This is a genomic window from Streptomyces sp. JH002 (genome assembly GCF_050916115.1).
GTDB classification, from domain to species: Bacteria; Actinomycetota; Actinomycetes; order Streptomycetales; family Streptomycetaceae; genus Streptomyces; species Streptomyces xiamenensis.
This window is the reverse complement of sequence record NZ_CP087989.1, coordinates 584,165-596,701: the sequence shown is the minus strand read 5'-3', so window position 1 is coordinate 596,701 and position 12,537 is coordinate 584,165. Positions and strand designations below refer to the sequence as shown.

The 12,537-nt window shown below is 72.4% G+C and carries 9 protein-coding genes; 5 read left to right on the top strand and 4 right to left on the bottom strand.

The annotated features are described in order from the left end of the window. The first annotated feature begins 95 nt into the window (after positions 1-95). Positions 96-1,307 (top strand): anhydro-N-acetylmuramic acid kinase, encoded by a 1,212-nt coding sequence (locus H7827_RS02380; protein ID WP_432742258.1) that lies wholly within the window; start codon positions 96-98, stop codon positions 1,305-1,307. Positions 1,308-1,344: 37 nt separating this feature from the next. On the opposite strand, the gene H7827_RS02375 is transcribed toward H7827_RS02380, so the two are convergent. The 3 genes from H7827_RS02375 to H7827_RS02365 all read right to left on the bottom strand — a co-directional run bounded on the left by H7827_RS02375 (position 1,345) and on the right by H7827_RS02365 (position 5,701). Continuing rightward, positions 1,345-3,504 (bottom strand): putative bifunctional diguanylate cyclase/phosphodiesterase, encoded by a 2,160-nt coding sequence (locus H7827_RS02375; protein ID WP_432742256.1) that lies wholly within the window; start codon positions 3,502-3,504, stop codon positions 1,345-1,347. Further along, on the bottom strand, positions 3,501-4,313 hold the full coding sequence (locus tag H7827_RS02370; protein ID WP_432742254.1) for an SAM-dependent methyltransferase: 813 nt from the start codon (positions 4,311-4,313) through the stop codon (positions 3,501-3,503). Before H7827_RS02370 ends, H7827_RS02375 begins: the two co-directional genes overlap by 4 nt. Positions 4,314-4,498: 185 nt before the next feature. Continuing rightward, a complete protein-coding gene (locus H7827_RS02365; RefSeq protein WP_432742252.1) occupies positions 4,499-5,701 on the bottom strand; it encodes a transglycosylase family protein in 1,203 nt (400 codons plus the stop codon). A gap of 214 nt (positions 5,702-5,915) precedes the next feature. Here H7827_RS02365 and H7827_RS02360 point away from each other — a divergent pair, with 214 nt between their 5' ends. Then, positions 5,916-7,109 carry an RtcB family protein gene (locus H7827_RS02360; protein WP_432742250.1) on the top strand — a complete coding sequence of 398 codons (1,194 nt, stop codon included), beginning with the start codon at positions 5,916-5,918 and terminating at the stop codon, positions 7,107-7,109. A 40-nt stretch (positions 7,110-7,149) separates the two neighbouring features. Here H7827_RS02360 and H7827_RS02355 read toward each other — a convergent pair whose 3' ends face one another. Next, a complete protein-coding gene (locus H7827_RS02355) occupies positions 7,150-8,064 on the bottom strand; it encodes a phosphatase PAP2 family protein (protein WP_432742248.1) in 915 nt (304 codons plus the stop codon). A 300-nt stretch (positions 8,065-8,364) separates the two neighbouring features. Between H7827_RS02355 and H7827_RS02350 the strand changes: the two genes are divergently transcribed. From H7827_RS02350 to H7827_RS02340, 3 genes are all read left to right on the top strand, one after another. Then, on the top strand, positions 8,365-9,558 hold the full coding sequence (locus tag H7827_RS02350; protein WP_030731594.1) for an ROK family transcriptional regulator: 1,194 nt from the start codon (positions 8,365-8,367) through the stop codon (positions 9,556-9,558). 130 nt (positions 9,559-9,688) lie between these two features. Beyond that, positions 9,689-10,693, top strand: a complete 1,005-nt coding sequence (locus H7827_RS02345; protein ID WP_200362847.1) for a sugar phosphate isomerase/epimerase family protein — start codon at positions 9,689-9,691, stop codon at positions 10,691-10,693. Between the two features lie 125 nt (positions 10,694-10,818). Then, complete coding sequence (locus tag H7827_RS02340) at positions 10,819-12,495, top strand: acyltransferase (RefSeq protein WP_432742246.1); 1,677 nt, start codon at positions 10,819-10,821, stop codon at positions 12,493-12,495. Positions 12,496-12,537: the final 42 nt, after the last annotated feature.

Genomic DNA, 12,537 nt, shown 5'->3' with positions numbered 1-12,537 from the left:
GTGGATCGGTCACGGGACGTGACGAAAATGAGCGGGTCGACTGCCGTCAATCCTACCGACGGCCGGAGTGCCCTCCGCACCGGATTTCCGGCACCATGACCGCCATGGAACCCGCCCCTCCGCAGACCGTACTCGGCATGCTCAGCGGCACCTCGCACGACGCCGTGGACGTGGCCGCCGCCCGGCTGCGCTTCCTGGACCCGCACACCATCGCCCTGCGCCCGCTGGGACTGCACAGCGAGCCGTTCCCCGGCTCGCTGCGCGCCCTGATCGCCGCGGTGCTGCCGCCCGCCCGCACCGACCTGGCCCAGGTGTGCCGCCTCGACACCGCACTGGGCCAGTTCTTCGGCGCGGTGGCCGCCCGCGCCGACACGGAGCTGACCGGCGGCACCGCGGACCTGGTGACCTCGCACGGCCAGACCGTCTACCACTGGGTGGACGAGGGCCGGGCCCTGGGCACCCTGCAACTGGGCGCCGCCGCCTGGATCGCCCGCGCCACCTCCCTGCCCGTACTCTCCGACCTGCGCACCGCCGACCTCACCCTGGGGGGCCAGGGTGCCCCGCTGGTGTCCCTCCTGGACGACCTGTGGCTGCTCGGTGACGGCGCCCGGCGCGGCGCGCTCAACCTCGGCGGGATCGCCAACATCACCGTGCCGGGCCCGGCCGGCGCGCCGCGGCAGGTGATCGCGTACGACCTGGGGCCGGCCAACGCCCTGATCGACGCGGTGGTCACCGCCGACAGCGGTGGAGCGGAGCGGATGGACACCGGCGGAGCACGGGCCGCCCGCGGCCGGGTCCACCCCGGACTGCTGGAACGGCTGCTGGCCGAGCCCTACTACCGGCTGCCGCCCCCCAAATCCACCGGCAAGGAGCTCTTCCACCCCGGCTACCCGGCCTCCGTGCTGCGACCCGGCGACCCGGCGGGCGACGATCTGGTGGCCACCCTCACCGAGCTGACCGCCCGCCTGGTGGGCACGGCCTGCCGCACCCACCGCCTCACCGAACTGGTCGTGTCCGGCGGCGGCGCCCGCAACCCGGTGCTGATGGACCGCATCCGCGCCGCGGCCGCCCCGGCCGTGCTCAGCACCAGCGACGACCACGGGCTGCCCGCCCAGGCCAAGGAGGCGTACCTGTTCGCCCTGCTCGGCTTCCTCGGCGCCCACGGCCTGCCCGGTACCCGGCCCTCCGCCACCGGAGCGAGCGCCCCGGCTGTCCTGGGCTCCTGGACCCCGGGCGCACAGCCGCTGCGGCTGCCCGCACCGCACCGCGGCACACCGCACCGCCTGGTCATCGAGCACGGGGACTGAGGCCCCGCCACGGCCCCTGGCTGCCCGGCGGACCCCCTCAGACCGCCTCGGGCAGCCGCTCCGGCGGGCCGGGGCGCGCGTAGTACCAGCCCTGCGCCGAATCACAGCCCAGGTCCCGCAACTGCCGCGCCTGCGCCTGGGTCTCCACGCCCTCCACCGTCACCGACAGCTGAAGGGTGTGCGCCAGCGAGACGATCGACTCCACGATCTTCAGATCCACCGGATCGGCCGGCTGATGCTGGAGCCCCTGCGTGAAGGACCGGTCCAGCTTGAGCGTGCTGGCCGGCAGGTACCGCAGATTGGCCAGGTTGGAGTACCCGGTGCCGAAGTCGTCCAGCGCGATGCCGACCCCCAGCTCCGCCAGCTGCCGCAGCGGCTTCAGCTCCTGGTCGTCCGCCGAGACCATCGCGGACTCGGTCACCTCCAGACACAGCGAGCTGGGCGGCAGCCCCGCCTCCTCCAGCACCGCCACCGTGTCCTCGACCAACTCCGGATGGTGCAGCTGGCGCGGCGACAGATTCACGTTCACCCGCAGCGGGCGCGCCCCGCCGATGCCGCGCACCTGCCACTCGCAGGCCTGCCGCACCGCCTCCCGCAGCACCCACCGGCCCAGCGGCACGATCAGCCCGGTGTGCTCGGCCAGCGGGATGAACCGGTCAGGACCGAGCACCCCGTGCCGCGGATGGCTCCAGCGCACCAGCGCCTCCGCCCCCTCCAACGAGCCGTCACTCATGGTGATCAGCGGCTGGTACTCGATGAAGAACTCGCTGCCCTTGAGCGCGGCCGGAAGATGGTGGGTCAGATGGTGCCTGCTGATCGCCCGCGCGTCCCGGTCGGGGTCGGCCAGCGCGTACCGGTTGCCGCCCTGCGCCTTCGCCCGGTACATCGTGATGTCCGCGCTGCGCAGCATCTCCGAGGAGCTCAGCTCGCCGGTGGCGCCCTCCACCACGCCGATGCTGGCCCGTACCAGCAGCTCCCGGCCGGCCACCTCCACCGGCGCCGACAGCGCGGCCAGCGCCCGTTCGGCCACCTCGGTGACGGCGGCCGGCGAGGGCGGATCGATGACCAGCGCCACGAACTCGTCGCCACCGATACGCGCCAGCAGCCGGCCAGGACCGCTGATCCGGCTCTGCAGCCGTTCGGCCACCGCGATCAGGAGTTGGTCACCCACCGCGTGCCCCAGGCTGTCGTTGACCGCCTTGAAACCGTCCAGGTCCAGGTAGCACAGGCCGATCCGGGCGGCGGTCGCGCCCGGCGACAGCGCCTGCTCCAGCCGCTCGAAGAACAGCGCCCGGTTGGGCAGATCGGTCAGCGCGTCGTGCGTGGCCTGGTACCGCAGCCGCAGCTGGAACAGCCGGCGCTCGGTGACGTCCTCCAGCATCGCCAGCATGTACTGCGGCCGGCCCTCGGAGTCGCGCAGCAGGGAGACCGTCAGATTGGTCCACAGCACGGTGCCGTCCGAGCGGTGGTACGGCTTCTCCGCCTGGAAGTGCTCACGCTCGCCGCGCATCAGCTCACCCTGCATCCGCCACACCTCGGGGGCGTCGTCGGGGTGGCCCAGCTCCAGGACGTTACGGCTGCGCACGTGGTACTCGGAGCCGCCGAACATCCGGGTCAGGGCGCTGTTGACGTTGAGGATGTTCCCGTCCATGTCGGCGATGCCGATGCCCAGGCCCGCCTCGGAGAACACCGTGCGAAAGCGCGTCTCGCTCTCGTGCAGCGCCGCCCCGATCTCCCGCTGGGCGGTGATCGCGGCCTGCGACAGCGCCTCCTGCTCGCGCCGGGTACGGGCCTGCAGCGCCCGGGAGAAGCCGGCCGCCATGGCGTGCTGGAGCCGGGTGCAGCGGATACGGGCCTCATCCGCCGGCAGGTCCGCGACATCCGCGCAGTACAGCAGCAGATAGGCGTCCAGCACCCCCAGGATCCGGGGCAGCGAGTCGGGGTCCGTGCAGTGCGCGGCGACCAGCGCCTCGCCGACCTCGCGGCCGCGGGCCGGGTCGAAGGGCCGGGCGCGCAGCGCGTCGGCCAGGGTGCCGGCCAGTCCGAGCAGCAGCTCCTCGAACTCGGGGCGGGTGAGGGAGGTGGCCGTGGCCGGATAGACGGCGCGGCACCAGATGCGCGCGAAGCGGCGCAGCCCGTCGGCGGGTGGTTTGGGCTCGTGCGGGGTGGCGGGCGGACCGGCCTGCGGAGTTCTCACGCGGCGCGCCCCACCCCGGCCAGGCCCGTGTAGACCACCGGATCGTCCTCGTCGACCGGCTCCTCGGGGCACCAGTCGGGCAGCGCGACCAGACCCGGCGCCAGCAGGTCGAAGCCGTCGAAGAACGGCAGTATCGCCTCGCGCGAGCGCAGCGTCAGGGAGGCGCCGCCGCGCCGGTAGACCTCGGCGATCCGGGCGCCCTGCTCGGCGGTACGGGGCCCGGTGTCGGTGGAGGCGTGGCTGAGCACCAGCAGGCTCCCTGGAGCCAGGGCCCGGCGCAGCCGGGCCACGGCCGCGACCGGCTCGTCGGCGTCGTCGACGAAGTGCAGCAGCGCCACCAGCAGCACGGCCACCGGGCGGTCGAAGTCGATCAGTGCGCGCACCGGCTCGCTGCGCAGGATGGCGGCCGGGTCGCGGAAGTCGCCGGCGACCACGCCCGTGCCGTCCTGGCCCTCCAGCACGGCGCGGCTGTGGGCGACGGCGACCGGGTCGTTGTCGACATAGACCACCGTGGCCCGATCGTCCACGGCGCGGGCGACCTCGTGGACGGCGCCGAAGGTGGGGATCCCCGAGCCGATGTCGAGGAACTGGGTCACGCCGGCGGACAGGGCGTACCGCACGGCGCGCCGCATAAAGGCGCGATTGGTCTGCATGATTTTGGGGAGTCCAGGAAACGCCTCGATCGCCGCGCGGGCGGCGATCCGGTCCACCTCGAAGCTGTGCGAACCACCGAGATAGAAGTCATACATACGGGAAACACTCGGCACGGACAGATCGATGCCCTGCGGCGCCCAGGCGGGTCGTTCCATCGACGTCTCCAATGTCTCCCGCATATGCCGGAATTGGCCTCGGGATGACGAGGGTACTGACCCGATGGCGGCGGAGGGAAGAAAACGGAACGGTGACTTCCTCATTCTGGGTGGTTAGCGGGGTATCTGTCCGGTTTCCGCAGGGTGCTGGTGTGCGAGCGCACACCAGCACCCTGCGGAATGCCTCAGAGGGTGACGCCGTTGCCCCGCAGATAGCCGATGGGGTCGATATCCGTGCCGAAGCCCTGTCCGGTGCGGATCTCGAAGTGCAGATGCGGTCCGGTGGAATTGCCGGTGGAGCCGGCCCGGCCCAGCTGCTGTCCGCCGCTGACCGGCTGTCCCGCGGACACCGAGATCTGTGACAGATGCGCGTACTGGCTGTATTTGCCGTCCGTGTGTTTGACGATGACCTCGTAGCCGAAGGAGCCCCCCCAGCCCGCGGAGACCACCGTGCCCTGGGTGACGGACTTGACCGAGGTGCCGGTGGACACCGGGAAGTCGACCCCGGTGTGGTAGCCGCGGGACCACAGGCTGCCGGTGGTGCGGTACGCCGTGCCGGTGGAGGCGTCCACCGGGGAGGAGTACGCGGCCGTCTCGGGAGCGGGCGCGGGCGCGGGTTCCGGCTCGGGCTCCGGTTCCGGTGTGGGGGCGGGAGCCGGCTCCGGCTCGGCCGCCTGCTCGGGCGGGGTCTCGCGGACCCGCTCGGGGGCCTCGGTGGCGCCGCCGCCGGCCAGGGAGAGCCGCTGTCCGGGGTAGATCAGGTCGGGGTTGCCGCCGATGACCTCCCGGTTGAGGTCGTACAGCGACTGCCAGCCGCCCGTCACCTCGTGGCTGCGGGCGATCGCGGAGAGCGTGTCGCCGCTGACCACCTCGTACGGGTCGGCGGTGTCGGTGCGGACCTGGCCGGCGGCCTGGGTCCGCACCTGGGGTGCGGGCTCGGCGCGCTCCTCGGCGCGCTCCGCGACCTGCTCGCCGGCGCCGCCGTCCGGGGAGATCCGCGGGGCGTCCCCGCCCCGGGTGAGGCCGGCCCGATCGGAGCAGGTGGGCCAGGCGCCGGGGCCCTGGCCCTCCAGCACTTTCTCGGCGACGGCTATCTGCTGGTCCTTGGTGGCCTGGTCGGCGCGGGCGGCGTAGGCGGTGCCGCCGAACGCCTCCCAGGTGCTCTGCTGGAACTGGAGGCCGCCGAAGTACCCGTTGCCCGTGTCGATGTCCCACTGGCCGCTGCTCTCGCACTCGGCGACCTGGTCCCAGGTCTCCACCGAGGCGGCCTCGGCGGTCGCGGCACTGATCAGCGGCAGTGCGAGGCCGGCTCCGCCCGCCGTGACGGTCAGCGATGCGCGGGAGACCGTGCTCGGCTTGTAGCGGCGATGGCGTCCATGACTGGCCATGGGCGGATCCCTCCTTGGCCTGCTGATCGGGTGACGCGTCCTCAGATCACGTTCTGATCAAGGCGGTTGTGGCGGCTCAACCATAGAGGTCCGCTCTCCGACATCACAAGGGGAGTCAGTTGCCCCGCCCCGGGCCGGGTAAAACCGGTTGCCCCTGTGCCGGGTGAGACCGCGACAATGAAATCCGATGATCACCAGGGGGAATGGGGAAATCATGAGCTACACCGAAGTGCCGGGCGCCCGTGTTCCGATCCGGATGTGGGCCGATCCGGCGACCGTCGAGGACCAGGCGATGCGTCAGCTCCAGAATGTGGCGACGCTTCCGTGGATCGAGGGCCTGGCCGTGATGCCCGACGTGCACTTCGGAAAGGGCGCCACGGTCGGCTCGGTCATCGCGATGCGCGGGGCGGTCTGTCCGGCCGCGGTGGGTGTCGACATCGGCTGCGGGATGACGGCGGTGAAGACCTCACTGACCGCGAACGATCTGCCGGGCGATCTCTCCCGGCTCCGTTCGCGCATCGAACAGTCGATCCCGGTCGGATTCGGTCTGCACAAGGAACCGGTGGATCCGGCGAAGATCTACGGACTGCCCGGCGCGGGCTGGGACGATTTCTGGGCCCGCTTCGACGGGATCGCCCAGCAGGTCCGTTTCCGGCGGGAACGGGCGGGCCAGCAGATGGGATCGCTCGGAGGCGGAAATCATTTTATCGAAGTATGTGTAGATAGCCATGGCGTGGTATGGCTGATGCTGCACTCCGGGTCCCGCAATATCGGCAAGGAGCTGGCCGACTTCCACATCGGACAGGCCCAGAAGCTGCCGCACAACCAGGGACTCGTGGACCGCGATCTGGCGGTGTTCGTCGCGGACACCCCGCAGATGGCCGCCTACCGGCACGACCTGTTCTGGGCGCAGGAGTACGCCCGGCGCAACCGTGAGGTCATGATGGGGCTGCTGCGCACCGTGATCATCAAGGAGTTCAAGAAGGCGAAGCCCACGTTCGGCGACACCATCTCGTGTCATCACAACTATGTGGCCGAGGAACGGTACGACGGTGTGGACCTGCTGGTCACCCGCAAGGGAGCGATCCGGGCGGGCAGCGGCGAGTTCGGGATCATCCCCGGTTCGATGGGCACCGGTTCGTACATCGTCAAGGGGCTCGGGAACCCGGCCTCCTTCCAGTCCGCCTCGCACGGCGCGGGGCGGCGGATGAGCCGCAACCAGGCGAAGAAGCGGTTCACCGCACGCGATCTGGCCGAGCAGACCCAGGGCGTGGAGTGCCGCAAGGACAGCGGGGTCGTGGATGAGATCCCCGGCGCCTACAAGCCGATCGAGCAGGTCATCGACGCCCAGCGGGACCTGGTGGAGGTAGTGGCCGAGCTGAAGCAGGTGGTGTGCGTCAAGGGCTGACCCCGCGCACACCACCCGCGCCGGACCGGCACGTACCGCCTCAGCCGTCCCGGTGGGCCAGATCCGCCGGCCGCGCGGCGGAGGGCTCCGCGCCGGCGGATTCCCCGCGTTCGGGCGCGGGCCGCACCGGGGCGGCCCCCGGTGGCCGGTCCGGCTCCGCCGCGGGCCGCCACAGGGTCAGCGGTGTCCGCACCGCCGCGGCGAGTGAGGCGCGCGGCGGCCGCAGGACGAGCAGGATGACGCCGAGGAAGAACGCGGCCACCATGCCGTCCAGCCAGTAGTGGTGGCCGGTGGCCACCACCGCCGTGCCGGTGATCAGCGGGTGCAGCAGCCACAGCCAGCGCCAGCGGCTGCGGGTGGCCACGATCAGCCCGACAGCGATGAGGATCGACCAGCCGACGTGCAGCGAGGGCATGGCGGCGAACTGGTTGGCCAGCGAGTTGGGGTCCGGCTTGCTGGCGTACACCGAGGGCCCGAACACCGCGCTGGTGTCCACCAGTCCGCTGACCTTGTACAGCCGGGGCGGTGCCAGCGGCACCAGCAGATGCAGCACCAGGCCGGCGCCGGTGAGCCACACCAGCACCCAGCGGATCCACACGTAGAAGCCCGGGCGTCGCCAGTACATCCAGATGATGAACGCGACGGTGGCCGGGAAGTGGACGGTGGCGTAGTAGATGTTGATGGACCGGATCACCGGCTCGAAGTGCATCATCACCGACTGCACCCACGCCTCGTCGGGCATGCGCAGGGCGCGTTCGAGGTCCCAGACCCGTTCGGCGTTCTGGTACGCCTCGCTGAACTGGCCGTTGGCCGCCCGTCTGCCGAACTTGTACCCGAGATAGAGCACGGTCAGGAGCAGCAGCTCCCTGATCAGCGGCGGACGTGGCGTGGGCGCGGCTGGTTCTCGCTTCCACGCGGTCGCCGCCCGCTTGAGCACCTGGGTACTGCTTCGCATGGGGCGGTCCCGGGGGGAGAAGTGAACGGAGGGGGTGCGCGACGGCACGGCGGGGTCCTTGGGCCGTGTGTCGCCCGGGTGTTCCTGGATCGGGCAGTCTAGGCGTTCCGCGCGACCCGCTCCGGGGTCGTGCGGCTTGTCGCGTCAGACTTTGTCCAGAAACAGGAAAAAGGTGGACCGAACTTTGCCGAACTTCTTCCCGTCGCGGCTTCGCGCTGTTACGTTCCCCACCGAAGCCCGGCGGCCGGCCGCCGCCCGGGGCACCGGTTGCCGACCACGGCGGGAGGGTTCGTGAAGCGTATGACGGCCCGGCCCGCCAACGCCCACCAGGCGCGGCTGCTGCGGCTGCTGCGCGACAGCGGTCCCGCCTCCCGGGCCCAGCTGGGCGAGCGGGTCGAACTCTCCCGGTCCCGGCTGGCGGTGGAACTGGACCGGCTGCTGGCCACCGGTCTGGTGGCCGCCGATGGCCTGGCCGCCTCCCGTGGTGGCCGTCCCTCACACAATGTGCGGCTGACCCCACACTTGCGGTTCCTCGGTGTGGACCTCGGCGCCACCTCGGTGGATGTCGCGGTGACCGGACCCGAGTTGGAGATTCTGGCCCACCGCACCCGCCCGGTCGACGTCCGGGACGGGCCGGTGGCCGTCCTCGAACAGGTGCTGGCGCTGGCCGCCGAACTGCGCACCGCCACCGGCGGCGCGGCCTTCGACGGCGCCGGGGTCGGCCTGCCGGGACCGGTGCGCCATCCCGAGGGGACGCCGGTGGCCCCGCCGATCATGCCCGGCTGGGACGGGTTCCCGGTCCGCGAGTCCCTGGGGCAGGAACTGGGCTGCCCGGTCATGGTCGACAACGACGTGAACCTGATGGCGCTGGGCGAACGGCACGCCGGAGTCGCCCACTCCGTACGGGACTTCATCTGCGTCAAGATCGGCACCGGTATCGGCTGCGGCATCGTGGTGGACGGCCGGGTGCACCGCGGTGCCACCGGCAGCGCCGGGGACATCGGCCACATCCAGGTCGAACAGGACGGCCGGCCCTGCCCGTGCGGCAACCGGGGCTGCCTGGAGGCGTACTTCGGCGGCGCCGCCCTGGCCGGGGACGCCGAGGCCGCCGCCAGGGCGGGGCATTCCCCGGCGCTGGCCGCCATGCTGGAGGAGCGCGGCACGCTGGACGCGGCCGACGTGGCCGCGGCGGCGAGCGCGGGGGACACCGCCGCCCTCGAACTCATCCGGCTCGGCGGCCTGCGCACCGGCGATGTGATCGCCGCCCTGGTCAGCTTCTTCAACCCCGCGCTGGTGGTGATCGGCGGCGGGGTGACCGGACTCGGCCACACCCTGCTGGCCGCCATCCGCACCCAGGTCTACCGGCAGTCCCTGCCGCTGGCCACCGGCAACCTGCCCATCGTGCTGGGCGAACTCGGCCCCGTCGCCGGGGTTATCGGAGCCGCCCGGCTCATCAGCGACCACCTCTTCAGCTACCCGCCCGCTCCCCATTGACCGGCCACCGAAGGACCACCGACGGACCGGCCCGACCCACCCACCCGACCGACCGAACGGAAGGGCCGCCCGCACACCGGCGTGACGGACCCGCCGTACGCCCCCGCACCTGTCGACAGGAGTTAACACCATGCCCCGTGACTTCACCCTGTTCACCGGCCAGTGGGCCGACCTCCCCCTGGAGGAGGTCTGCTCGCTGGCCCGCGACTTCGGCTACGACGGACTGGAACTCGCCTGCTGGGGCGACCACTTCGAGGTCGACCGCGCCCTGAAGGAGCCCGGCTACCTGGAGGGCCGGCACGCTCTGCTCGCCAAGTACGGCCTCAAGTGCTGGGCCATCTCCAACCACCTGGTCGGCCAGGCGGTGAGCGACGCCATCATCGACGAACGCCACCAGAACATCCTGCCCGCCCGGATCTGGGGCGACGGCGAGGCCGAGGGCGTACGGCAGCGCGCCGCCGCCGAGATCGCCGACACCGCCCGGGCCGCCGCCGCCTTCGGCGTACAGACCGTCATCGGTTTCACCGGCTCGCCCATCTGGCACCTGGTCGCGATGTTCCCGCCGGTGCCGCCGTCCATGATCGAGCGCGGCTACGCCGACTTCGCCGAGCGCTGGAACCCCATCCTGGACGTCTTCGACGCCGAGGGCGTGCGGTTCGCCCACGAGGTGCACCCCGGCGAGATCGCCTACGACTACTGGACCACCCGGCAGACCCTGGACGCCATCGGCAACCGCCCGGCGTTCGGCCTCAACTTCGACCCCAGCCACTTCGTGTGGCAGGACCTGGACCCGGCGGGCTTCCTGTACGACTTCCGGGACCGCATCTACCACGTCGACTGCAAGGAGGCCCGCAAGCGCCTAGACGGCCGCACCGGGCGGCTCGGCTCCCACCTGCCGTGGGGTGACCCCCGCCGCGGCTGGGACTTCGTCTCGGCGGGCCACGGTGACGTCGCCTGGGAGGACGTCTTCCGGATGCTGGGCGCCATCGGCTACGAGGGCCCCATCTCCGTGGAGTGGGAGGACGCCGGGATGGACCGGCTCGCGGGCGCCCCCGAGGCGCTGGCCCGGCTGCGCGCGTACGACTACCCGCCGCCGGCCGCCTCCTTCGACGCGGCGTTCGGCAGCGGCGACTGAGGTCCGTTCACCGGCTGCGCCCGGGTCCCGGACACCTCCTTGCCCGGGACCCGGGGGCGCGTCTAGCGTTTGAACCGATTCATACTCGACGCCCGCGCACCCCAGCCCCAGGTGAGGCCCTCCGGATGAACCACCACGACGACGACCGGCTCGACTTCCTTCCCTGGCTCTTCGAGGCCGAGGCCACCGAGGAGCAGCGCGCCGCCCAGCGCGAGCGCCAGCGGCTGCTGACCGCCGCGGGCACCGCCGAGATCGGCGAGCGCTGCTACGTCTCGGCGCGCGCCGCCGTCCACCCCGACCGGCTGCGCCTGGGGGAGGGGTCCTACGTCGCCGCCCACGCCTACCTCACCGGCACCCTCACCACCGGCGCCGACTGCACCTTCAACCCCTTCACCACCGTGCGCGGCACCGTCACCCTCGGCGAGGCGGTCCGGATCGGCGCCCACACCTCCCTGCTGGGCTTCAACCACTCCACCGCGCCGGAGCGGCGCATCCACCAACAGCCCACCACCAGCCGGGGGATCACCATCGGCGACGACGTGTGGATCGGCTCGCAGGTGGTCATCCTGGACGGGGTCACCATCGGCGACCACTGCGTCATCGGAGCCGGCGCCGTGGTCACCCGGGACGTCCCCGACTGGGCCATGGTCGGCGGCAACCCCGCCCGCTTCATCCGCGACCGCCGCGACCGGGACGGCAAGCGGCGGGGCGCGGCCGGTGGCGGAGGCCGCGAGGAGCGGCTCACCCGCTTCGCCGACACCGCCCGCGCGCAGGCCCCGGGCATCCTCGAACGCGCCTGGGACGGCGCCGCCTACCGCGACCGGCCCGGCGCGGAGCCGACCGTCCGCGCGCACTGCGACGCGATCGAGATCGCCGACCTGCTGCTGGACGCCGCCCCCGCGCAGCTGCCGGCCGAACGGCACGTCGCCCTGCTACGCGCGCTCCAGGACCCGGTCACCGGACTGGTGCCGGAGAAGGGCGGCCCGCTGCCCGCCCCGGGCCCCGACGGCTTCGTCGACGACGGCGCCGCGCTGTACCACATCCTGTCCGTGGGCTACGCCCTCGACCTGCTCGGCAGTTCCTTCGAGCACCCGGTCCGGGCCGTCGGCGGGCTCTCCGCGGCGCGGCTGCTGGAACGCCTGGCGGACCAGCCCTGGGACGAACGCGCCTGGCACGCGGGGAGCTGGGTGGACGCGGTGGCCACCGCCGCGCACTGGAACCTGACGCTGGGCACCGAACCGGCGGGCCCCGGCGCGCTGGAGGCGCTGTTCGGCTGGCTGCTCACCCGGGCCGACCCCCGCACCGGCATGTGGGGCGGTACCAGCCCGGACCAGGGGCAGCTCCAGCTCGTCAACGGCTACTACCGGCTCACGCGCGGCTCGTTCGCCCAGTTCGGGGTCCCCGTGCCGCACCCCGAACGGGTCATCGACACGGTGCTCGACCACGCCCGCGACCCGCGCTGGTTCGGCCCCGGACGCGACAACGCCTGCTTTGTCCTGGACGTCGCCCACCCCTTGTGGCTGGCGGGGCGGCAGAGCACGCACCGCGCCGAGGAGATCCGGCGCTGGGCCGGGGCCCAGCTGGACCGCACCCTCGAACTGTGGCACCCCGGCCAGGGATTCGGCTTCGGCCCCACCCCGGAGGGCGGCGGACCCGGCCGCGCCCCGGGGCTCCAGGGCACCGAGATGTGGCTGGCCATCGTCTGGCTGCTCGCCGACCTCACCGGCCAGGCCGACCTGCTCGGCTACCGCCCGCGCGGCGTGCACCGCCCGGACCCCGCCAGGACCGGCCCGGCCGCCTAGGTCCTGTCTGACACATGGCGCCGGTCAGGCCCGCGTTGTCCG